Below are 20,475 nucleotides of genomic sequence, written 5' to 3'. Positions count from 1 at the left end.
TTTAGTTAAAGTCGTGCCTTGGCAGCGCGTTGACAGGCGCGTGACACGGGCACTCCATCAGATGATCGTTCACCATGCCCATCGCCTGCATGAAGGCATAGACAATTGTGGGGCCGCAAAACCGAAACCCAGCTTTCTTCAAATCTTTGGAAATTTGAGTGGATAATTCCGTATAGGCGGGCACCTCTGCCTGCGTCTGCCATGTGTTCTGCAACGGCACATAATCCACGTATTTCCACAGGAACCGATCAAAGCCTTCTCGGGCTTCTATCTCTTGCCAGGCACGGGCGTTGCCGATGGTTGCCTCGATCTTGCCACGGTGGCGAATGATGCCCTTATCCTGCAACAATCGCAGCACGTCTTCTTCACCCCAGGTCGCGATGATATTCGGGTCAAACCCCTGAAAAGCCGCGCGAAAATTGTCACGCTTCTTGAGGATCGTGATCCAGCTCAGCCCCGCCTGAAACCCATCAAGGATAAGCTTTTCCCACAACGTTCGACTGTCATATTCCGGCACGCCCCACTCGGTGTCGTGATACTCTACATAGATGTCTTCCAACCCGACCCAGCCGCAACGCTCACTCATCGAAACCCCCTATCTCGTTAATTCGACTCAAATAGCGGCTTTAAGGCGCTGTTTATAGATTTGGCGACAATCTGGCGCGAACTGCAACAACAGCTTGCACAGGAGCTTGCTATGGGTCGCCAGCAAAAACGCAAAAAGGCCAACGTCCCGCCCGGACATGAAACACCATTGGACTTTGCCGTGACCAATCGCGACCAGGGGGCTTTGGCGATGGTCCAAGAGGCGATCCAACATAAACAGGTGATGCTGGCCTTTCAGCCCGTAGTCAGTGCGGCAGACATGAAAACTCCAGCCTTTTACGAGGGTCTGATCCGGGTGCTTGATGAAACCGGGCGGGTGATTCCTGCCAAGGATTTCATGGGCGCAGTAGAAGACACCGAAACAGGGCGCCAATTGGATTGTCTCGCCCTTGAACTGGGCCTGGCCAACCTTGCCGCGGAACCGTCTTTGCGTCTTTCGGTCAACATGTCGGCGCGTTCGATTGGCTACAGTCGATGGGCGCAAACCCTCAAACGTGGATTGAACAAACGCCCACATGTCGCCGAGCGGCTTATTCTTGAGATTTCCGAAACCTCAGCGATTCATGTCCCGGAATTGGTTATCGACTTTATGGACGAGCTTCAGGCAAAGGGCATTTCTTTTGCTCTGGATGACTTTGGCTCCGGGTTTACTTCGTTTCGGTATTTTAAGGATTTCTTCTTTGATATCCTCAAACTTGACGGGCAGTTCACTCGCAACATTCACAATGACTCAGAAAATCAGGTGATTGCTGCCGGCATCGCCGCGATCGCCCGTAGTTTTGATATGTATACGGTCGCAAGCCGTGTCGAATCCCCCGAAGAAGCAAAGGTTCTGACGCAATTGGGGTTTGATTGCCTGCAAGGGTTCTTGTTTGGCGCCCCCACCGTTTCGCCATCGTGGAAGGCTTCTAAAAAGAACAAAGCCGTCGCGTAACGACGCAACAAAATTTCCCTGAGGCATACTGTCCGTTGCCGCATTGCGGCGAAACTGCTATTGAGCCCACCGAAGGAACGCGCGGGCGCTTGCTCTTTGCGCCTGATACGGGACACCTTCGCCCAGTCATTTGGTAGAGGACACACACATGACCAACGTAGTTATCGCCTCGGCAGCACGGACCGCTGTCGGCAGCTTTGGCGGATCGTTCGCCAATACGCCCGCACATGATCTGGGCGCAACCATGCTGCAAGCCCTTGTCGCGCGCGCTGGCGTCGACGCTGCAGACGTCTCGGAAACAATTCTTGGTCAGGTTCTGACCGGCGGACAAGGCCAAAACCCGGCCCGTCAGGCCCACATCAACGCTGGCTTTGCCAAAGAAGCGTCCGCCTGGGGCATCAATCAGGTTTGTGGCTCCGGTCTGCGCGCTGTCGCTTTGGCGGCCCAGCACATCCAACTGGGTGACTCGGCAATTGTGGCCGCTGGTGGTCAGGAAAGCATGACGCTTTCGCCTCACGTGGCGCATCTGCGTGCAGGCACCAAGATGGGTGACATGAAATACATCGACTCGATGATCCGTGACGGCCTTTGGGATGCCTTTAACAACTACCACATGGGTCAAACGGCTGAAAACGTCGCCAATCAGTGGGACATCAGCCGCGATCAGCAAGACGGATTCGCCGTTGCCTCGCAAAACAAGGCTGAAGCCGCCCAGAAGGCTGGTAAATTCGCCGACGAAATCACGCCTTTCACAGTGAAAACCCGCAAGGGCGACATCATCGTGGACTCGGACGAATACATCCGCCACGGCGCCACTATGGAAGCCATGCAAAAACTGCGTCCGGCATTCGTGCGCGATGGCGGTTCGGTCACAGCGGCCAACGCTTCGGGCCTGAACGACGGCGCCGCTGGTGCTTTGTTGATGAGTGCCGATGAAGCTGAAAAACGCGGCATCGAGCCTTTGGCACGCATCGCATCTTACGCCACTGCTGGTCTTGATCCATCGATCATGGGCGTCGGCCCGATCTATGCATCGCGCAAAGCCTTGGACAAAGCTGGCTGGGCTGTTGGCGACCTCGACCTCGTCGAAGCCAACGAAGCTTTCGCCGCTCAGGCCTGTGCCGTGAACAAAGACATGGGCTGGGATCCGGCCATCGTGAACGTCAACGGCGGCGCGATTGCCATCGGTCACCCAATCGGTGCATCCGGCGCGCGTATCTTGAACACGCTGTTGTTTGAAATGAAACGCCGCGACGCCAAAAAGGGTCTCGCAACTCTGTGCATCGGCGGCGGTATGGGTGTGGCTATGTGCCTTGAGCGCCCCTGATTCTACCCTCTCGATAGAACCAGTAAAGGGCGCCCCCGCGGCGCCTTTTTCATTATCAGTGCCTCATTTTTTATCACTTTCGGCAAGAAATAGCTGCACTGCGGCAAATTGCACGCGCAATAATGTTGCACGTCAGGGGTTTCTTGCGTAACAGAATTACCAACGGAATTCATCAGAACAGGAGATACATCATGGCAAGAGTTGCCCTAGTCACCGGCGGATCGCGCGGTATTGGCGAAGCCATTTCAAAGAAACTGAAAGAAGAAGGCTACACTGTTGCAGCGACTTATGCTGGCAACGACGAAGCTGCCGCCAAGTTCACGGATGCCACTGGCATCAAAACCTACAAGTGGAATGTTGCCGACTATGAAAGCAGCGCCGCTGGCATCGCTCAGGTCGAAGCCGATCTGGGCCCGATCGACATCGTGGTCGCCAATGCTGGCATCACACGCGACGCGCCATTCCACCGCATGACACCTGAGCAGTGGAAAGAAGTGATCGACACCAACCTGACCGGCGTGTTCAACACTGTGCACCCTGTTTGGCCCGGCATGCGCGAGCGCAAATTTGGTCGCGTCATCGTGATCTCTTCGATCAACGGTCAAAAAGGTCAGTTCGCACAAGTGAACTATGCCGCCACCAAAGCGGGTGATCTTGGCATCGTGAAATCGCTGGCCCAGGAAGGCGCACGCGCTGGTATCACCGCCAACGCCATCTGCCCCGGCTATATTGCCACCGAAATGGTCATGGCGATTCCTGAAAAAGTCCGCGATTCGATCGTGGCTGGCATTCCGGCTGGTCGTTTGGGTGAACCCGAAGAAATCGCCCGCTGCGTGGCCTTCCTCGCTGCCGACGATTCAGGCTTCATCAATGGCTCGACCATCTCGGCCAACGGTGCGCAGTTCTTCGTCTGATCTGCCCCGGTAAAGTATTTCAAAGGCCGCCTTAGGGCGGCCTTTTTTTGTGCCATTCCCGTGGTCCAAAGTTTTGTACAAAACGGTTATTCGCTCAAAATATTTTGTACAAAACAGACAAAAGGGCCACTCCCTAAGAAAGCGACCCCATGTCATCCCGTAAGTGCCAATCACCTCAGGCGCAGCGGGAAGGTTCCGTAAGTGCCGATTGGCGCAGCGGAAAATTGCGGGAACGAAAGGCCCAGGACAGGATTTTCAGCAAGGCCTGCCCACGCTCAGCATGAGCGGCTTTGAAGGCCTGTTGCATCTGTGTGGTGTGTGCGATCTCGATCATGTCGTGGCCTCCTAAAAAGCGTGTCTGAACTGCCCGCAATATGGCGGTCCTGGACACATCTCACAAACGAGACTTTTCATGTCTTCAGTTAAGGTGTACTTAACTGAAATGCAGGATCGCCTTCCTCCACTGACCGCCCTGCGCGCCTTTGAGGCTGCCGCGCGTCACATGTCGTTTGCCATGGCGGCGGATGAATTGCACGTGACCCCTGCCGCCTTGTCCTTTCAGATCAAATCCTTGGAAGAGCATCTGGGCACCCCCGTTTTTCTGCGTCTCAATCGGGCGGTAGAGTTAACGGAAGCAGGTCGCACTTTACAGCCGGGAATAAAAGAAGGATTTCAATCCCTTAACGCCGCATGGCGGGCCGCACAGAGAATTGGCAACGAAACCACATTGATGGTGACGGCCGGGCCCGCATTTACTGCGAAATGGCTGGCCCCACGGTTCTTTGAGTTTGCCCGTGCGCACCCCGAGATCGATCTGCGCTTCACGGCGACCTTGCGCGCGTTGGATTTTGGTCGTGACGAAGTCGACGTTGCCATTCGCTTTGGGATGGACAAAAAAGAGCCCGGGTTAGTTTCTTTCCCATTGGAAACCGAGTGGGTCACGCCCGTCATGACCCCTGAAATGGCCGAACGTTTCCCAACTCCTCAATCGCTGAAACACGCCACCCTTGTGCATGATGACTCGATTGCTTTCTTGTCACCGCAGACGGATTGGGCCGCGTGGTTTCGGATGATGGGTCTTAACATCGACGCAACCCACGGACCACGCTTCACCGGCGCCGATCACGCCGTGGACGCCGCTCTTGCAGGCGCTGGCGTGACCCTCGGTCGCCGCGCCCTTGCTGTAAAAGACATTCACGAAGGCCGTCTCGTTACACCGTTTAGACGCGCCATCGAGCTCCAGGCGCGCTTCCGGTTCGTGTGCCGAGAAGGGGCCGAGAACAGGCCTCATATCGCCGCTTTTCACCAGTGGATTTTGGACGAAATCGCCAAGATGTCAAACGTCACCGAATCGCTCACCCTGACACATATTGAGGACGTCCCTGCATGACCCGCAATCGCGCTACCCTGATCGGCTTCATCGCCGTTTTGCTTTGGGCACTTCTGGCATTGTTCACTGTCGGCACGGCCCCGGCACCCCCACTTTTGCTAAACGCAATTTGCTTTACGATTGGCGGCACGATTGGGCTGATCTGGATTGCACGAACGGGTGGGTTTGCACGACTGCGTCAGGTTAGCTGGAAAGTCTATACCTTTGGCACAATTGGCCTTTTCGGCTATCACGCGCTGTATTTTAGTGCCCTACGGCTCGCTCCGGCCGCTGAGGCTGGTCTGATTGCCTATCTGTGGCCCCTACTGATTGTTTTGCTGTCTGGCCTGTTGCCCGGCGAAAATTTACGGGCAGGCCACCTGATTGGGGCCGTTTGCGGTTTTCTGGGGGCCGCGTTGATCATTCAGGGTGGTGGCAGCGGCTTTGATGCGAGCGCCCTGCCCGGTTATCTATTGGCACTGGCCTGTGCTCTGACGTGGGCGGGCTATTCTGTGATGTCGCGCAAATTGGGCGACGCACCAACCGAGACCGTGGCAATCTTTTGCGTGGCCACGGCGATCTTGTCAGCCCTCATGCATATCGCGGTCGAAACCACTGTCTGGCCGCAGGGCGCATTAGGGTGGGCGTCCGCCATTGGACTGGGCCTTGGCCCTGTTGGGCTGGCGTTTTATGTCTGGGATATTGGGGTGAAACGAGGTGATATTCAACTATTGGGCACCGCATCCTATGCAGCCCCACTGCTGTCCACTCTGGTTTTGGTAGGCGCGGGTGTGGCCGAGCCCAGCTGGATGCTGGGCGCGGCGACCTTATTGATTACTGGTGGTGCGGTGATTGCCGCGCGCGCCAGCTTGCGGAGCTAGTCAGACTGACAGACGCTCGATCTCTTCTTTGATTTTCAGTTTTTGCTTCTTCATTTCAGCAATATCAAAGTCGCTGGAACCCGGGGCTCTTTGCTCGGCTTCTACTTGCGACGAGAGGTTATCGTGTTTCCGTTTCAGTTCTTCCAGATGCGAGCTCACGCTCATGGCAGTCCTCCTCTCAAAATGGTTGTTACCTTTGGTAGTGCAGCACAATTTCTTCGATCTGTCACGCCACATATGCAACAAAATGGTGGCTGTTTTGCGGATTTCCAATGGGGCGGGTCGTTAACCCGCTCTTGATGCGCCAAAGTCCGCTACTCAACCCTTTAAAAGATCAAGTTTTTTCAGGGTGTTCCAGAAAAGGCAGCGCATCTCCATCGCGGAGCACTCTGCGCACCCGGGGCGTATAACTTTCCCGGTCACCGTCGTGCGCGCGCCCTTCATGTAACAAAACCGGGGCGTGCAGGCGAAACGCGGCGCGCCCCCCCTTGCGTGCACGAACAAGCACCAAATTGGCGTCCCGCCCAACCCGGGGCTGTAGCGGAAGCACTTCGATGGACCCAAGTCGCAACATCATCGCGGACAACAAATCAGGCAACCTTTCGGCGCGATGGATAAAAGTCGCAAAACCTTTGGGGGCAAGTCGTTTTGACGCCGTCTCAATCCAGGCGTCCAATGGGGTATCTTCTCCCAAGGCCACTTCTCGTCCCCTATCCTGCGCCACAGTCGACGCCTGACGGTCAAAATAGGGGGGATTTGCAATCACATGGTCGAATCGCTTTTGCCGCAGCTCTGACGGAAGATTGGTCAAATCGGCGCAAAACACCGCCAGAGACTGACCGTTTTCAGCCGCATTGCAGCGAGCGAACTGTGCATAGTCCTCCTGCAGCTCGACCCCGGACAACGCCAATCCCCGGACACGGTGCCCAAGACACAACGAGGCTGTCCCCACACCACAGCCCAACTCCAGCACCGATTGACCCTTTGTGGCCGGTATAGACGCGGCCAGAAGCACCGGATCAACGCCTGCCCGATAGCCCTTGGCGGGTTGGCAGATGGTCAAACGGCCATCCAGAAAAGCATTGCGCGTGTGGCGGATCATTCGGTTCAGTTTTCCAACGGAATCTCATTGTCGCGCATCACTTTGCGTGCTCGTTCGTGGTCAGCTTCGCGCACCATCATCCGGCGCGGAAAAATTCCTATGGAACCTTCGAGAATGCTCATATTTACGTCCATTTCAAAGCAGTCTATACCCTCTCCCTGAAGAAGGGCTGAGGCAAAGGCGATGATCGTCGGGTCGTTGCTGCGCAGAAGCTCTTTCATACTGTGGATGTAAAGGTAGGTCGGGCATATTGTCGAGACCTGTGACGGGAGTGTGATGGGTCTGGACCACGCTGCAACCAAACCGCATGAGGCGCTGAGCGCTGTTCTGGCTGACGATATGGCAGCCGTGAACGACCTGATTCAAGATCGCATGGCAAGCGAACACGCACCGCGTATTCCTGAAGTGACCGCCCATCTGGTCGGCGCGGGTGGCAAACGGCTGCGTCCGATGCTGACGCTCGCAGCGGCCAAGCTTTGTGGCTATGACGGGCCTTATCATGTGCATCTCGCGGCGACCGTGGAATTCATCCACACAGCAACGCTGTTGCATGACGACGTGGTTGACGAAAGCACCCAACGGCGCGGTCGGCCCACCGCAAACCTATTGTGGGACAATAAATCATCGGTTCTGGTTGGCGACTATTTGTTTTCGCGGTCATTCCAATTGATGACCGAAACCGGATCAATCGACGTTTTGCGCATTCTGTCCAATGCCTCGGCCACGATTGCCGAAGGCGAGGTTCTACAACTGACCGCAGCGCAAGATTTGCGAACCGATGAGAGTGTTTATCTACAGGTTGTTCGCGGAAAAACGGCCGCTCTGTTCTCGGCAGCCACCGAAGTTGGCGGCGTCATCGCAGATGCTGATCCCGCTCATGTACAAGCGCTTTATGACTATGGTGATGCGCTTGGGATCGCGTTTCAGATTGTTGATGATTTGCTCGACTATCAAGGTGACACCAAAGCCACCGGCAAGAATGTCGGCGATGATTTCCGGGAGCGCAAGCTCACCTTGCCGGTGATCAAAGCTGTCGCCAAGGCTGACGACACCGAGCGCGCTTTTTGGGTAAAAACCATCGAAAAGGGCAAGCAAGACGAAGGCGATCTGGACCACGCACTATCCTTATTAAACAAGCATGACACTCTGGAAGCCACCCGACAGGATGCGTTGAAATGGACCGAAAAGGCCAAGGCCGCAATCGCGACTTTGCCTGAACACAAAATCCGCAGCTTGCTAAGTGATATCGCAGATTATGTGGTTGCCCGCGTGAGTTAAAGGGGTCAGGGGCCAGCCCCTCTTGGCCTGCGGCCAATTCACCCCGGGATATTGTTTGCCAAAAGATTTTGAGGTTACGCCATTGGGTGTCCAAGCGGTCTGGTTGGCATGATCCACCAATTTGGAAAGTCGCCGCGCAGTTTTTTCAAGGCGCGATCGCGAATATCATCGTCGAAGTAAATACCAAAACAGGTCGCGCCTGACCCTGACATTCGCGCCAAAGCGCAACCTTTGCTGTCGTGCAGTTCAGTCAAAACCTGCCCAATGGAGGGTTGGGCGCCAATGGCGGGCGCTTCGAGATCATTTCGCTGCGTCGTCAACCAGGCCGCCGCAGTGTCCCAGTCTTTCCAATCCGGGAAATCCTCGGGCATCGGCGGGTTGTTTTTGCTGGGCAATGCCTGAAACACAGGTCCGGTAGGCACAGAAACTCGTGGATTAATCAGGATCATCGGCCAGACAGGTTCATTGACCACCGGTGCGACTTGTTCACCGATACCTGTCATGCGGGCCAGAGTTGCTGGCACGCAAACCGGTACATCTGCCCCCAGTGACAATAGGTCAGACACAGACGGCAGCGCCAGATTGTACAAGGTCGTCAGTGCCCGCAGCGCCGCCGCAGCGTCAGAAGAGCCGCCACCGATACCTGCCGCCGCTGGCAAATGCTTGTTCAAAGTAATCTTCGCGGGAACTCCAAGCATTTCCGCCGCACGCAGCACAAGATTGCGAGAGTCGGTTGGCACGCCTGCGGCCATAGGCCCGGTGACTGTCAGTGTCGACTTTTCTGCCTTTTCGACAGTGACAGCGTCTCCAACATCCACAAAAGTCACCAGCGAGTCCAACAGATGGTATCCATCAGATCTTTGGTCGGTGACATGCAGTGTCAGATTGATTTTGGCAGGGGCAAAGGCCTCAACCGTCATTGGCCACCTTCAAGGGGTCTGCGCCTTCTTCTTCGAGAACCTGATCCAATCCGATCTCTAACTTGCGGCGGATACGATCTGGCTTGGCTTCTTCTTCGGTTTCTTCATCCACAAATGACAGCGCCCGGCGCCATTGAAACTCAGCCTCGAGAATGCGGCCCACAGCCCAATAAACATCGCCAAGATGGTCGTTCACCACGGGATCGACGGGCATCAACTCGGCGGCGCGTTCCATGTGATCCACTGCCTCGTCATAGCGGCCTAGTCGATACAAAACCCAACCCAGAGAGTCGACAATATAACCCGACTCCGGTCGCGCAGCGACAGCGCGTTCAATCATCTCAAGTGCCTCATCCAGCTTGGTCTGTTTTTCGACCAGCGAATAGCCGAGGTAGTTCAGAACCTGCGGTTGTTCCGGGTTCAATTCCAGCGCTTTGCGAAAATCAGCTTCGGATTGCTCCCAGTGATCCAGACGTTCGTGGCAAATGCCGCGCGCGTAATAATGGAACCAAAGGCTGCGATCACTGGCGTTTGAGATTTCCAAAGCGCGATCATAGGCTTCAACCGCAGCTTCAAAATTGCGCTGTTGTCGCAACAGATCACCCAAAGAGGAATGCACGATCGCCAGATCGCCATGACTGCGAGCCAGTTGCTCCAGAACCTCAATTGCGGCCTCTGGATTATCATCGCGACGCAACGCTTCTGCGCGCCCTAATTCGGCGGCATAGTAAGAGGGATGATCCGCAGGCACGGATTTGTAAGCCTCTGTCGCCAGTTCATAGCGCTCAAGCTGTTCCAGAAGGCCAGCGGTCAGCAACAAGGCTTCGAAATGGTCTGGTCGCAAATACTGTGCAATGCGTGTGTACAGCAGCGTGTAGTCCGGGCTGGCTTCGGCTTCCAACGCACTACCCAAAGAGTAAAACACTTCGGCCATGCCGTCGGATGCGCTGTGAATATGGGTGTAAGGCAGAGACTCTCCGGATTCGAGACGCGCTTTCAGGCTGGCAAGGTCAGGATCAAGATGGCCATCAAAGACGCTGTCCAAAAGGGCAAGAGCATCTGCATTGCGATCCAGTTGGCTGAGTATTTCCACCAAAGCCATAACGCCGCGCCGCGTACTTTGGATGGCACCGTTGTTGTCACCAGAATAGATTGCCTCAGCGCTCTCGTAGTCCCCAACCGAGGCCAGAGCGAGCGCCTTGTGGTAGGCTGCAAAACCACCGAGCCCGGGTTCCTCAGCAACCTTGTCGAAGGCTTCAAGTGCGAGGGACATGTTGCCATTGCCTATATGAGCCCAGGCAGTCATCAAACCGTCCACAAGAGGCCCAATTACTTCGCCTTCTTCAAGGGCTTTCAGCAGATCAACATAGTCGCCCTGCTTGATCTGACCGGCGGACACGACCATATTTGCCAACTGACTTTTCAGGCCGTCATTCACAATTTTTCGGGCCACCGGCAGAGCTGTGTCCAATTGCCCCAAGGACAGATAGGACAACACGGCGCTTTCCAGAATGACCGGGTTGGACGGGTCACCGGCCAATGCGCGCGTATAATACCGCGCCGCCGCATTATAGTCGCTGTTTATTGTCGCTTGTCGAGCAGCAAGATAGGCCCCGGACAATCCTTCGGCCTGAACCGGAAGGGCCGTTGTCGCCAAAAGCAATGAAAGAGACAATTTTCGGATTAAGGACGTGGCCACACGAGGCTCCCTGAATAAGCAGTCCCAAGGAAAGTAGTGCGCAAGGGGAGAAACGGCAATGGCAGATCACGGGATTGCGCATTGGTTGCGGGTCTCTGCGCAAAACAATTGAAAAAGGCCACCCGAAGGTGGCCTTTGGAGACAATCTGCGGTCCAGATTACATATTCGGATAGTTTGGACCGTCGCCCCCTTGGGGTGTGACCCAGGTGATGTTCTGGCTTGGGTCTTTGATGTCGCAGGTTTTGCAGTGTACGCAGTTCTGGAAGTTGATGACAAAGCGCGGGTCTTTGCCCTCTTCTTCGACAATCTCGTACACGCCAGCCGGACAGTACCGCTGTGCCGGTTCGGCGTATTTCGCAAGATTCACGTTGACCGGTACATCGGGGTCAGCCAATTGCAGATGACAAGGTTGGCTTTCTTCGTGGTTGGTCATTGCAAACGAGACGTTGGTCAGGCGATCAAAGGACAATTTGCCATCGGGCTTCGGATAATCGATGACTTTGTGCTTGTCGGCGGGCTGCGTTGCGTCCGCATCATTCTTGCCGTGGCCCAAGGTGCCAAAGAAAGAAAAGCCCAATGTGTTGGTCCACATGTCCAGACCGCCCAGCATCAATGATGCCGTCAGGCCCCACTTGGACCAGATCGGTTTAACGTTGCGAACTTTCTTCAGATCTTTGCCAATCGCACCCGTGCGTACTTCGGTCTCATAATCTGGCAGCTCATCACCCGAACGACCATCTTTGATCGCCGCCACAGCCGCTTCGGCAGCAGCCATGCCAGAAAGCATCGCATTGTGGTTGCCCTTGATGCGCGGCACGTTGACCATACCGACCGAACACCCCAACAAGGCGCCGCCGGGGAAGGTCATTTTCGGCATCGACTGGAACCCACCTTCGGAGATCGCCCGCGCACCATAAGCCACGCGCTTGCCGCCTTCCAGAAGCTCAGCAACCATTGGGTGATGCTTCAGACGCTGAAATTCCATGTAAGGGAACAGATGCGGGTTCTTGTAGTTCAGGTGCACCACAAAACCGATGAAGATCTGGTTGTTCTCCATGTGATAGATGAACGATCCACCGCCAGCATTGCCACCCAAAGGCCAGCCCATTGTGTGGGTCACGGTGCCCTCTTTGTGCTTGGCCGGGTCAATCTCCCAGATTTCTTTCATGCCAAGGCCGAATTTCTGTGGTTCTTTGCCTGCCTGAAGATCGTATTTGCCGATGATTTCTTTGGCGAGCGACCCACGCACGCCTTCCGAGATGAACACATATTTACCGTGCAATTCCATGCCCGGTTCTGTGCCTTCACCGATTGATCCGTCAGCTTCAAGACCAAATACACCGGCAACCACGCCCTTGACCGATCCGTCTTCGCGGTAAACCAGTTCAGAGCAAGCCATGCCCGGGAAAATCTCGACGCCGAGTTCTTCGGCCTGTTCAGCCATCCAGCGGCAGACGTTGCCCATCGACACGATGTAATTGTGATGGTTGTCCATCAAAGGGGGCATTGGCCAGTTGGGAATGCGAATCTCGCCCGCTTCACCCAGCATGTAGAAATTGTCTTTCTTGACTTGCACGTTGAGCGGTGCGCCCTTGTCTTTCCAGTCGGGCATCAGCTTGTCCAGACCGCAGGGGTCCAGCACCGCACCAGACAGGATATGTGCGCCTACTTCCGAGCCTTTTTCAAGCACAACGACGTCCAGATCGGCGTCCAGTTGCTTGAGACGGATCGCTGCAGACAGACCTGCAGGTCCTGCACCAACGATGACAACATCGTATTCCATTGCTTCGCGTTCGATATCGGCCATTTTGGCTTCCCTTCTTCCGGTGGCTGGCGGAAATATTCTTTCGCAGTTGCTAGCGCGTCTTGCAACAAAACGTCAATCAGAACCCGACGGCAAAATGCTGCAAAACGCCAACTAATGATAGGAATTCGCGTATTTGCCCTTGCATTGCCGCCAGTCCCTTGATTTTGAAAGACTGCTCGGGGCAGTCTCGGGTTAAGAACAGGTAACACGGTGGTGGCGCACGAACTGTGCCCTACGCGAAGATCGGGATCGACCCATGGAAAAAATACCAATGACGCGCGGCGGGTTTGTCGCACTGGAAGCGGAACTCAAGAATCTGAAAACAGTCGAGCGGCCAATTATCATCCAAGCGATCGCCGAAGCCCGCGAACATGGCGACTTGTCCGAAAACGCCGAATACCACTCAGCCCGGGAAAAGCATTCGTTCATTGAGGGCCGCGTGAAAGAACTCGAGGGCGTCATTTCGCTTGCGGATGTCATTGATCCCAAAACGCTGTCGGGATCGATCAAATTTGGCGCGACCGTGACATTGATAGATGAAGATACAGATGAAGAAAAAACCTGGCAGATCGTTGGCGAACACGAAGCCAACGTCGAAAAAGGTCTTTTGAACATCAAATCGCCCATTGCACGGGCGCTGATTGGCAAAGAAGAAGGTGATAGCGTAGAAGTGCGTACACCTGGTGGCGAAAAGAGTTACGAGGTGATGTCCGTCGCTTACATTTAGCGCAAGACAGATCCAGGAGTGATTATGAGTGACGAGTCCGGCAGCAAACCCACTCCGTTGGGGATTTACGAAAAACCTTCGATCGCCAGTGTCACCGGCATCGAGGTAATTGCCGTTGCGGTATCGCTTTTGTGGTTGGGTGGTACGGCGATCTTCTTTGTGGTGCTTGGCGGCAGCGAAACCGGCGAAATCGATTCCCTCAGGTTTGTGATGACGATGCTGGCCATTTTCATGCCGGTCGCAATGATTTGGGTGGCCGCAACTGCCGCACGCTCAAGTCGGATCATGCGCGAGGAAAGCACACGCCTTCAGTCGGCAATTGACGCCATGCGCCGCACCTATGTGGCACAGGCGCAAGGCTCTATCCAGTCAGCCTCTAGTGAACCGACGGTTTCTCGCAAGCTCGACGAGATTGCAGCCGCACAACGCAAAACCGAATCCGCACTAGCAACATTCACCTCGTCTCGTGAGCGCGATCAGGGCATTCGCAAAACCCCCGAACCAGAAGTCACACAGGTAGATACCGAGGATCAGGGATTGCTGGCACTCGGCACACCGGCCGAGGATCTGTCCCCTCCGATTGATCGCAATGTGTTCATAAGTGCGCTGAACTTTCCCGAGAACGCAGAAGACAAGGCCGGGTTCTCAGCCCTGCGCAAAGCGCTCAAGGATCGGCGCGCATCCCAGCTTATTCAGGCAGCCCAAGACGTGCTGACCCTGCTCAGTCAAGACGGTATCTATATGGATGATCTGCGCCCTGATCTGGCTCGCCCCGAGATATGGCGCCGTTTTGCAGCAGGAGAACGTGGTCGGGTGATCGCCCAGCTTGGTGGCATCCGCGATCGGTCTTCGCTGGCGCTTACGGCAGGACGTATGAAACAGGACACGATCTTCCGCGACGCGACGCATCATTTTTTACGCCGGTTTGATAAAACTTTCGTCGAATTTGAAGAAACGGCTTCGGACAGCGATATTGCCGCCTTATCAGACACGCGCACCGCACGGGCATTTATGCTCTTGGGTCGGGTGGCTGGAATTTTTGACTGACGGGTTTAGGGGCGCTGCCCCTCACATCACCTTTGCAATACAAAGGCGAAGCTCACCCCGGGATGCTTAGTGCCAAAAGATGATCAGAGACCAAACGCGCTGTAAGGGATGAAGGTTACCAGAGTACCTTCTGAAATTTCCAGTGCGCCATCCGGCAGTTCCACCAGACCTTCAGCCCAGGACAGCCCGCTGATCCGCCCTGATCCTTCAGAGGAAAACACCTCGGCTTTGCCGTTGCGCAGTCGGGCACGCAGATATTCGCGGCGCCCAGGCTTTTTGGATTTAGCAAAGGCTGCGGGCACAGACAGGCGCTGAGGGTCATGCCAGTTTTGCCCCGCAAGCAAGCCCATGGCCGGACGCGCAAAAATCAATGTGCACACCATTGCAGCCACCGGGTTGCCCGGCAGTCCGAATATCGGAGTGCCATGCCACAGGCCCAGGGCAAGCGGGCGGCCGGGTTTGATGGCCATGCGCCACAAAAACATTGCCCCGGTTTCATTCATAAGCGCAGCAAGATGATCTTCGTCACCGGCAGACGCGCCGCCGGATGTCAGGATCACGTCCGATTGTTCAGCCGCCGCATCCAGAAATCCGCGCAACGCTTCGCGATCATCTGGTGCGCGTCCCAAATCCACAGGATGAAATCCAAAGCGTTGGCACATGGCCCGTAACATTGGTCGGTTGGCATCGTAAATCTGATCCGGGCGGGCGGGGTCGCCGGGCTCTGCCAATTCGTCTCCGGTTGAGACAATCGCAACACGCAAGAGTTTTCGAACCGGTACTTGTGCGACGCCTGTTGCCGCCAGCAATGCCAGGTCTGCCGGGGTCAGGATACGGCCGGATGGCAATATCTGAGCGCCTGCGGCAACGTCTTCACCCGCATTTCGGGCATTTGCACCTTTTTTCAGAGGGCCATGAAAGGCGATTTGCTGACCATCGGTGGTGATGTCTTCTTGCAGGATGACTGTATCGACCTTTTTGGGGAGCGTCGCACCCGTCAGAATGCGAATTGCGTGACCCGGAGGTAAAGCGCCCTCAAATGGCTGACCGGCGGCAGAGCGCCCCGCGACCAGAGGCATCGCCTGAGGGCCATCAATAATATCGACGTGTCGCATGCCGTACCCGTCGACCGCCGAATTGGGCAGTGGAGGGTTCGAGCGTTGGGCGATGATGTCCTCGGCGAGCACACGGTTCAGTGCGGCTTCCAGAGGTAAGACTTCAATTCCCGTGACTGGATGCAACCGGTCGCTCAGGGAGGTCAGTGCGTCATCTACAGCGGTCCACTGAGTGCCAGCGGGCAGCGCGAAACAATCATCTTTCAAAGGTGGGGGTGTAAGGGTCACGACGTGGTCTCGCTCAGAATAAAATCGGCAATGGATGAAGTGTCATTCAGATCGAATTGCGGGCGATCGATGTCGAGCGGCGTATCCGTGGCTATGGCCCGTACAGTGGCATCGCCTGGCGCGATCAGAGGCTGCTTGGCCGCCACCCGGTGCGCTTCGATCTTGGGGTGGCGAGCCCGTTTGAAGCCCTCGACGAGAACAATATCGACCGGAGTCAATTGCGCCACGAGATCTTCCATCGAAGGTTCGGCGGCAGCACGGTGTTCGGTCATCAAAGCCCAGCGGTTTTCAGACGCCAAAAGCACCTGATGGGCACCTGCGCTGCGGTGGCGGAAACTATCGGTGCCTGCCTGATCCACGTCGACGCTATGGTGTGCATGCTTCAGCGTGGAAACCGTGAAGCCGCGAGACGTAAACTCAGCCACCAACCGTTCGGTCAGGCCGGTTTTACCAGTGTTTTTCCAGCCGGTAATTCCAAAAACCCGCATCCGCTACCCTTCTGCCAAGAAACGTGCCTGTGCAAGCTCGTCCGGCGTATTGACGTTAAAGAACGGGTCCACCCGACCCACCGGGAATTCCACGAGGCCCGCGTTGTGGCGATCTGTCCACAGGATAACTTTGCGCAAACCGTCCTGAAGAGCCGTCCGCAGATCGTCGCGCAAAGCCACGGGCCAAAGACCAAAGGTTGGCTGACGCCAGAGTTTATCGGACTGAGGATCACGCGAAGCCGAGAGAGCCAGAGGATTTTGCATGCCTTCGGTCGCCAGCATCAATTGCGGTACCAGGTCGCATGGGAAAAACGGTGTATCCGCGGCGGCGGTCACAATGGTTTCCGCCCCTTGCGCCGCGGCCCAGTCGAGCCCAGCAAGGACCCCAGCCAGTGGGCCGGGAAAATCGGAGATGCTATCGGGGATCACGGACAGCCCCGTATTGGAAAACCGCGTCGGGTCGCCATTGGCATTGATCGCGACACCAGCCGTCTGCGGTTCAAGTCTTTCAATCACGTGAGACAGGATAGACTTCCCGTTCAAATCCAGAAGCCCTTTGTCACCACCCCCCATACGGGATGACAACCCGCCAGCCAGAATCACTCCGAGAGGTTGTTTCATGCGAGCTTGCCTCCAACGAGAGTATTTTTGAAATGGTGAAACATGAAGCTAGTCGTCTCCAGCTGATTTGCGCCGGCTTTTTTTGGCGTCATCCGGCACAGTGGCTGGGTCCACATCACGGATCAAACGGTCTTCGCCGGACAGGCAGATGAACCTTTGCCCGCGCATACGGCCAATCAGAGTAAGGCCAACTTTTTGAGCAATCTCAACACCCCAGGCCGTAAAGCCAGACCGCGACGCCAAAACAGGAATGCCCATAAGGGCCGTCTTGATCACCATTTCCGAGGTCAGACGTCCCGTGGTGTACAGCACCTTGTCTGCCGCTTCTGTTTTTGTGTCAAACATCCAACCGGCGATTTTGTCGACCGCATTGTGACGGCCAACATCCTCCATATAGACCAGCGGCCGATCTCCCTGACATAGTACCGACCCGTGAATTGCGCCGGCCTCGAGATACAGCGAGGGCGTGCGGTTGATCTTGTGCGCAAGTGCATAAAGGTCTGAGGTGCGCGCCTGGGTGGGTGGTAATGTCAGTCCTTCCAAGCCTTCCATCATATCCCCAAACACGGTACCCACCGCACAACCAGATGTGCGGGTTTTCTTTTTCAGCTTGTCTTCGTGGTCGGTCTCTTTTGCCGTGCGCACAACCACGGTTTCTAACTCTTCGTCAAAATCGATGCCCGTGACCACATCGGCGTCGCTCAGCATTCCCTGATTGCGTAGAAACCCAAGCGCAAGATATTCGGGGTAATCGCCAATGGTCATGGCGGTTACAATCTCGCGGCTATTGAGAAAAATCGTCAGCGGGCGCTCCTCGACCACCGAGGTTTCGGCAGCTGCGCCTGTATGATCCGTGCCTTGCACCACACGGGTCAATCCCTTGTTGCTGGGTTGAGGCGCGATCAGATAGTCAGTGGTTTGTGATGTAGGGGCCAATTGCATCTCCAAGCCGATGGCACAAGGGCGGTTGAACAAACCCAATCTAGGATCAAGCGATGGCTTCCTCCAGCATCAAATCGGCATATTGGAAATGATTTCGCGACAGCGCACCGATTATTGTCGTGATTATCCCCTTTTCGACCTAGTTCGGGGCAATGGCCATCGAAGCAGTTCTGTCGGTGTTCGAGACAATGACCTTTTCGAATGTTGTTATCGCGGGCGCGGTCCAGTTCACCGCTCTACAACTGATGAATGAAAATGCCCCCTCAGTCGTTGTGTTGGCTTCTGCTTGGCTGTGAAACTGCGAATGGCGATGTATTCAGCGTCATTGCCCCTTAATTTGGGTGCAGCCCGATGTGGCATCGCGCCATTCTGGCCTATTTCACTGAGGATCAGTCCCATGCGCTAAGTGTGTTGGAGTTTGAAAACAAACCCAGAATGACCAGGCCCGAAAAAGGGGTCTATTTCATGGGAACCGTGACGCCCATTTGCCCGAACTGGTATCTGTTCACACCTATCGGCGCCTTGGTGGGTAAATCAATTCCGCCAGAACTGGCGCTGGATTTCGCCGTGCCAATAACCTTTTGAGCCATGATCGGCCCAATGCTGCGCGCAGGCGCGCATGTCATGGCGGCTTTGGTTTCTGTGGCTCTGGCGCTCAGTCTCGCCTGAGTACCGTATAATCTCGGCCTGATGGACGCCGGATTTGGGGGCATGATGGCCGGCCCGCGAACCGACGTCTGGTCCTCGCAGAGGGCAGCCCAATGATAGACCGAATCCAATTGTGGATTGTCATCATTTTGATGGGGCTGGGCAGATTTGGCATGCGGTTTTTACTTACCGGACTTGTCGGAGACCGCGCAATGCCGCCTTGGGTGTTGCGCCACTTGCGTTATGACAGCCGTGGCAATCCTACCGGGGCTTGTTGCTCCGTTGGCCATGTGGCCTGACGCAACGGATGGGTAGCCTGACCCAACCCGATTAAGTGCGGCATCGGTGACATTGACGCTGGGATACTTCACAAAGAATGTGCTGTCGCCAACAGCGGTGGAGCTATGACGCTTCACGGTGCGATTAATGTGTTCGGTTAATCCCTGACACGGTTATTCGCTGGCACTTTCGCGAGCAGCGCGTTGCTGAGCAACCAGTTCGGAATTGTATTCCTGCAAAACTTTGGATTTGTCATCCGCGTCGTATTCCCAAAGCTCTTTGCGGGTCGGGCCATATTGGGCAAACGCCTCTTCGAGCTTGTTAGGATAATAGGTGCTGGGAAGTGCTTCAAAACCTGGCAAAGACCGCATAATCGCCGAAGTGCTGAGGGCACACTGCGATTGGGGGACAGCACCGTAGCTTGCAACGGTACGCAACGCTTGTTCGGCGATCTCGGGGCTGACATCCAACTCCTGAATGATGACATGATAGGTCTCACGCGCATGATAGCGCGTATAGTAATCGACCATTTTGGGTGACATGCCGTAGACGACGTCGCCGCGCGCGACGATGCCTTCTGCGCGGAAACTACCGGCAGGATCCCAGGCAACGCGTTGCGATCCATTGATCAAAAGTGATGTATGCGCGCCGGACCCGGTGTCATTGCTGACCATCGTATAAAGAGTCAACCTGGGTTGGCCGCCGTCGCTATAGGCCACAGCGCGGATTTCTTCGTCGGACGCATTGTCCTTGTTGACAGCACAGGCTGCCAAAGACATCGCGATCAAAAGGCCAGTGCAAAGACGCAAAAATCTAGTCATGGACTTACTGCCCGTAACAGAGTTACCGGGGCTTTAGCTGTTTACCAAAGCCATGAAAATCAAAACTGCAATTGACAGCCCTGCCACCCAGGTGGATGCCTTGATAAAACCTGAAAAAGTTTTTTCCTGAACGTCTGTGTTCATAGAGCCGTGTTTGTGATCAGACATTGTCGCGCCTTCCAATAGTATTCGTTCATCGTTGAATACTGGATTCGTGCGGGCCTGTCACCACGTCAATCGCATAGAAAACGCGTCACTTTTCGTTGTTTTTGGCCAGATCGGCCGCCAAACGGAACCCAATCCGTGAAGGGGCCTCTCTTTCAACCTCTTTGGGTAGTGCCCGAAGCATCACCGAAAGCTGGCTGACATGTTGAATCAACTGGGTCTTCACCCCCATCGAATCCGAGCCATAAAAAGTGATCATATCCGGGTCGAAAAAGCCCATGCCTTCGATCCGAAGCACACCTGTCTCACCGCCGGCAAAGCCCATGGCAACTTCGTGCTCGTTGTCGAGCTGTTCTTCAAAGTTCTGGATATAAAGGATTAACCGCTCGTAGGCCCATTCCGCTGGGCTTTTCTGGGCTACAGGTGTCTGAGAAACCGACTCTGGAATGTCTTTGCACGGCTCAACTTCAGGGTCCGCATGCACTTCGTGTCGACGCGGCATCGCGGCAGCTTCAGCAGCTTCTGCGCTGGTCTCAATCTCATCACCCATCATGGT

23 protein-coding genes and 2 pseudogenes are annotated in these 20,475 nt (G+C 55.5%); 10 read left to right on the top strand and 15 right to left on the bottom strand.

The genetic code is table 11. The annotated features are described in order from the left end of the window. Position 1: 1 nt before the first annotated feature. Positions 2-586: a DNA-3-methyladenine glycosylase I gene (locus BUC32_RS04780; RefSeq protein WP_073250014.1), complete on the bottom strand. Its 585-nt coding sequence runs from the start codon at positions 584-586 to the stop codon at positions 2-4. 111 nt (positions 587-697) lie between these two features. On the opposite strand from BUC32_RS04780, the gene BUC32_RS04775 reads away from it, so the two are divergent. The 3 genes from BUC32_RS04775 to phbB all read left to right on the top strand — a co-directional run bounded on the left by BUC32_RS04775 (position 698) and on the right by phbB (position 3,781). Continuing rightward, on the top strand, positions 698-1,540 hold the full coding sequence (locus BUC32_RS04775) for an EAL domain-containing protein (protein ID WP_073250497.1): 843 nt from the start codon (positions 698-700) through the stop codon (positions 1,538-1,540). A 148-nt stretch (positions 1,541-1,688) separates the two neighbouring features. Continuing rightward, a complete protein-coding gene (locus BUC32_RS04770; RefSeq protein ID WP_073250011.1) occupies positions 1,689-2,867 on the top strand; it encodes an acetyl-CoA C-acetyltransferase in 1,179 nt (392 codons plus the stop codon). Positions 2,868-3,058: 191 nt separating this feature from the next. After that, entirely contained in the window at positions 3,059-3,781 is a 723-nt protein-coding gene (phbB, locus tag BUC32_RS04765) for an acetoacetyl-CoA reductase (protein ID WP_073250005.1), read from the top strand. A gap of 175 nt (positions 3,782-3,956) precedes the next feature. Here the strand turns inward: phbB and BUC32_RS20625 are convergent, their stop codons facing one another. Then, on the bottom strand, positions 3,957-4,115 hold the full coding sequence (locus BUC32_RS20625) for a hypothetical protein (protein WP_175556897.1): 159 nt from the start codon (positions 4,113-4,115) through the stop codon (positions 3,957-3,959). Between the two features lie 108 nt (positions 4,116-4,223). Here BUC32_RS20625 and BUC32_RS04760 point away from each other — a divergent pair, with 108 nt between their 5' ends. Both BUC32_RS04760 and yddG read left to right on the top strand, forming a co-directional pair. After that, positions 4,224-5,171, top strand: a complete 948-nt coding sequence (locus BUC32_RS04760) for a transcriptional regulator GcvA (protein WP_073250002.1) — start codon at positions 4,224-4,226, stop codon at positions 5,169-5,171. Further along, the gene (gene yddG / locus BUC32_RS04755) at positions 5,168-6,031 is read left to right on the top strand and encodes an aromatic amino acid exporter YddG (protein ID WP_073250000.1); all 864 of its coding nucleotides are present in this window, start codon (positions 5,168-5,170) and stop codon (positions 6,029-6,031) included. Before BUC32_RS04760 ends, yddG begins: the two co-directional genes overlap by 4 nt. Here the strand turns inward: yddG and BUC32_RS04750 are convergent, their stop codons facing one another. The 3 genes from BUC32_RS04750 to BUC32_RS04740 form a co-directional block, all read right to left on the bottom strand. After that, positions 6,032-6,196, bottom strand: a complete 165-nt coding sequence (locus BUC32_RS04750) for a YdcH family protein (RefSeq protein WP_073249998.1) — start codon at positions 6,194-6,196, stop codon at positions 6,032-6,034. It abuts the gene before it with no gap. A 169-nt stretch (positions 6,197-6,365) separates the two neighbouring features. Beyond that, on the bottom strand, positions 6,366-7,133 hold the full coding sequence (locus BUC32_RS04745) for a tRNA1(Val) (adenine(37)-N6)-methyltransferase (protein WP_073249996.1): 768 nt from the start codon (positions 7,131-7,133) through the stop codon (positions 6,366-6,368). A gap of 5 nt (positions 7,134-7,138) precedes the next feature. Then, positions 7,139-7,354 carry a putative signal transducing protein gene (locus tag BUC32_RS04740; RefSeq protein WP_073249994.1) on the bottom strand — a complete coding sequence of 72 codons (216 nt, stop codon included), beginning with the start codon at positions 7,352-7,354 and terminating at the stop codon, positions 7,139-7,141. A 55-nt stretch (positions 7,355-7,409) separates the two neighbouring features. Here BUC32_RS04740 and BUC32_RS04735 point away from each other — a divergent pair, with 55 nt between their 5' ends. Beyond that, positions 7,410-8,411, top strand: coding sequence for a polyprenyl synthetase family protein (locus tag BUC32_RS04735; protein WP_073249992.1), 1,002 nt, complete (start codon positions 7,410-7,412; stop codon positions 8,409-8,411). A gap of 74 nt (positions 8,412-8,485) precedes the next feature. On the opposite strand, the gene BUC32_RS04730 is transcribed toward BUC32_RS04735, so the two are convergent. From BUC32_RS04730 to BUC32_RS04720, 3 genes are all read right to left on the bottom strand, one after another. Continuing rightward, positions 8,486-9,331, bottom strand: coding sequence for a 4-(cytidine 5'-diphospho)-2-C-methyl-D-erythritol kinase (locus BUC32_RS04730; protein ID WP_073249990.1), 846 nt, complete (start codon positions 9,329-9,331; stop codon positions 8,486-8,488). Beyond that, a complete protein-coding gene (locus BUC32_RS04725; RefSeq protein WP_073249988.1) occupies positions 9,321-11,030 on the bottom strand; it encodes a tetratricopeptide repeat protein in 1,710 nt (569 codons plus the stop codon). The genes BUC32_RS04730 and BUC32_RS04725 overlap by 11 nt, the downstream gene beginning before the upstream one ends. A gap of 158 nt (positions 11,031-11,188) precedes the next feature. Then, complete coding sequence (locus BUC32_RS04720) at positions 11,189-12,838, bottom strand: electron transfer flavoprotein-ubiquinone oxidoreductase (RefSeq protein WP_073249986.1); 1,650 nt, start codon at positions 12,836-12,838, stop codon at positions 11,189-11,191. A gap of 256 nt (positions 12,839-13,094) precedes the next feature. Here BUC32_RS04720 and greA point away from each other — a divergent pair, with 256 nt between their 5' ends. Continuing rightward, positions 13,095-13,565, top strand: coding sequence for a transcription elongation factor GreA (gene greA / locus BUC32_RS04715; RefSeq protein WP_073249984.1), 471 nt, complete (start codon positions 13,095-13,097; stop codon positions 13,563-13,565). Positions 13,566-13,589: 24 nt separating this feature from the next. Further along, entirely contained in the window at positions 13,590-14,612 is a 1,023-nt protein-coding gene (locus BUC32_RS04710; RefSeq protein ID WP_073249982.1) for a hypothetical protein, read from the top strand. 83 nt (positions 14,613-14,695) lie between these two features. Here the strand turns inward: BUC32_RS04710 and BUC32_RS04705 are convergent, their stop codons facing one another. From BUC32_RS04705 to BUC32_RS04690, 4 genes are read right to left on the bottom strand one after another with little or no spacing between them, the layout of a single operon-like run. After that, positions 14,696-15,955, bottom strand: coding sequence for a molybdenum cofactor synthesis domain-containing protein (locus BUC32_RS04705; RefSeq protein WP_073249980.1), 1,260 nt, complete (start codon positions 15,953-15,955; stop codon positions 14,696-14,698). Continuing rightward, positions 15,952-16,443: a molybdopterin-guanine dinucleotide biosynthesis protein B gene (mobB, locus tag BUC32_RS04700; protein WP_073249978.1), complete on the bottom strand. Its 492-nt coding sequence runs from the start codon at positions 16,441-16,443 to the stop codon at positions 15,952-15,954. The genes BUC32_RS04705 and mobB overlap by 4 nt, the downstream gene beginning before the upstream one ends. Before the next feature lie 3 nt (positions 16,444-16,446). After that, positions 16,447-17,064 carry a molybdenum cofactor guanylyltransferase MobA gene (gene mobA / locus BUC32_RS04695; RefSeq protein ID WP_073249976.1) on the bottom strand — a complete coding sequence of 206 codons (618 nt, stop codon included), beginning with the start codon at positions 17,062-17,064 and terminating at the stop codon, positions 16,447-16,449. A 48-nt stretch (positions 17,065-17,112) separates the two neighbouring features. Continuing rightward, on the bottom strand, positions 17,113-18,006 hold the full coding sequence (locus tag BUC32_RS04690; protein ID WP_073250495.1) for a formate dehydrogenase accessory sulfurtransferase FdhD: 894 nt from the start codon (positions 18,004-18,006) through the stop codon (positions 17,113-17,115). Between the two features lie 152 nt (positions 18,007-18,158). Between BUC32_RS04690 and BUC32_RS21200 the strand changes: the two are divergent. Beyond that, positions 18,159-18,771: pseudogene (locus BUC32_RS21200) on the top strand (AzlC family ABC transporter permease). Beyond that, a pseudogene (locus BUC32_RS04680) lies at positions 18,768-19,094 on the top strand (AzlD domain-containing protein). Before BUC32_RS21200 ends, BUC32_RS04680 begins: the two co-directional pseudogenes overlap by 4 nt. A gap of 12 nt (positions 19,095-19,106) precedes the next feature. On the opposite strand, the gene BUC32_RS04675 reads toward BUC32_RS04680, so the two are convergent. The 3 genes from BUC32_RS04675 to BUC32_RS04665 all read right to left on the bottom strand — a co-directional run bounded on the left by BUC32_RS04675 (position 19,107) and on the right by BUC32_RS04665 (position 20,469). Then, complete coding sequence (locus tag BUC32_RS04675; RefSeq protein WP_073249973.1) at positions 19,107-19,754, bottom strand: hypothetical protein; 648 nt, start codon at positions 19,752-19,754, stop codon at positions 19,107-19,109. A 33-nt stretch (positions 19,755-19,787) separates the two neighbouring features. Then, positions 19,788-19,922, bottom strand: a complete 135-nt coding sequence (locus BUC32_RS04670; protein WP_073249971.1) for an aa3-type cytochrome c oxidase subunit IV — start codon at positions 19,920-19,922, stop codon at positions 19,788-19,790. Positions 19,923-20,007: 85 nt separating this feature from the next. Beyond that, positions 20,008-20,469, bottom strand: coding sequence for a DUF6173 family protein (locus tag BUC32_RS04665; RefSeq protein ID WP_073250493.1), 462 nt, complete (start codon positions 20,467-20,469; stop codon positions 20,008-20,010). Positions 20,470-20,475 lie beyond the last annotated feature (6 nt).

It is taken from the genome of Shimia gijangensis, assembly GCF_900142085.1.
Lineage (GTDB): Bacteria > Pseudomonadota > Alphaproteobacteria > Rhodobacterales > Rhodobacteraceae > Shimia > Shimia gijangensis.
The sequence above is the reverse complement of the archived record's forward strand: the minus strand, read 5'-3'. Positions and strand labels throughout refer to the sequence as shown.

Bases quoted from the DNA above. Each gene is read 5' to 3' on its own strand.
- BUC32_RS04770 (WP_073250011.1), top strand. From the start codon at position 1,689: ATGACCAACGTAGTTATCGCCTCGGCAGCACGGACCGCTGTCGGCAGC.
- BUC32_RS04740 (WP_073249994.1), bottom strand. From the start codon at position 7,354: ATGAAAGAGCTTCTGCGCAGCAACGACCCGACGATCATCGCCTTTGCC.
- BUC32_RS04675 (WP_073249973.1), bottom strand. From the start codon at position 19,754: ATGACTAGATTTTTGCGTCTTTGCACTGGCCTTTTGATCGCGATGTCT.
- mobA (WP_073249976.1), bottom strand. From the start codon at position 17,064: ATGAAACAACCTCTCGGAGTGATTCTGGCTGGCGGGTTGTCATCCCGT.
- BUC32_RS04780 (WP_073250014.1), bottom strand. From the start codon at position 586: ATGAGTGAGCGTTGCGGCTGGGTCGGGTTGGAAGACATCTATGTAGAG.
- BUC32_RS20625 (WP_175556897.1), bottom strand. From the start codon at position 4,115: ATGATCGAGATCGCACACACCACACAGATGCAACAGGCCTTCAAAGCC.
- BUC32_RS04735 (WP_073249992.1), top strand. From the start codon at position 7,410: ATGGGTCTGGACCACGCTGCAACCAAACCGCATGAGGCGCTGAGCGCT.
- greA (WP_073249984.1), top strand. From the start codon at position 13,095: ATGGAAAAAATACCAATGACGCGCGGCGGGTTTGTCGCACTGGAAGCG.
- BUC32_RS04750 (WP_073249998.1), bottom strand. From the start codon at position 6,196: ATGAGCGTGAGCTCGCATCTGGAAGAACTGAAACGGAAACACGATAAC.
- mobB (WP_073249978.1), bottom strand. From the start codon at position 16,443: ATGCGGGTTTTTGGAATTACCGGCTGGAAAAACACTGGTAAAACCGGC.
- BUC32_RS04690 (WP_073250495.1), bottom strand. From the start codon at position 18,006: ATGCAATTGGCCCCTACATCACAAACCACTGACTATCTGATCGCGCCT.
- yddG (WP_073250000.1), top strand. From the start codon at position 5,168: ATGACCCGCAATCGCGCTACCCTGATCGGCTTCATCGCCGTTTTGCTT.
- BUC32_RS04720 (WP_073249986.1), bottom strand. From the start codon at position 12,838: ATGGCCGATATCGAACGCGAAGCAATGGAATACGATGTTGTCATCGTT.
- BUC32_RS04665 (WP_073250493.1), bottom strand. From the start codon at position 20,469: ATGGGTGATGAGATTGAGACCAGCGCAGAAGCTGCTGAAGCTGCCGCG.
- BUC32_RS04710 (WP_073249982.1), top strand. From the start codon at position 13,590: ATGAGTGACGAGTCCGGCAGCAAACCCACTCCGTTGGGGATTTACGAA.
- BUC32_RS04775 (WP_073250497.1), top strand. From the start codon at position 698: ATGGGTCGCCAGCAAAAACGCAAAAAGGCCAACGTCCCGCCCGGACAT.
- BUC32_RS04760 (WP_073250002.1), top strand. From the start codon at position 4,224: ATGCAGGATCGCCTTCCTCCACTGACCGCCCTGCGCGCCTTTGAGGCT.
- BUC32_RS04745 (WP_073249996.1), bottom strand. From the start codon at position 7,133: ATGATCCGCCACACGCGCAATGCTTTTCTGGATGGCCGTTTGACCATC.
- phbB (WP_073250005.1), top strand. From the start codon at position 3,059: ATGGCAAGAGTTGCCCTAGTCACCGGCGGATCGCGCGGTATTGGCGAA.
- BUC32_RS04730 (WP_073249990.1), bottom strand. From the start codon at position 9,331: ATGACGGTTGAGGCCTTTGCCCCTGCCAAAATCAATCTGACACTGCAT.
- BUC32_RS04670 (WP_073249971.1), bottom strand. From the start codon at position 19,922: ATGTCTGATCACAAACACGGCTCTATGAACACAGACGTTCAGGAAAAA.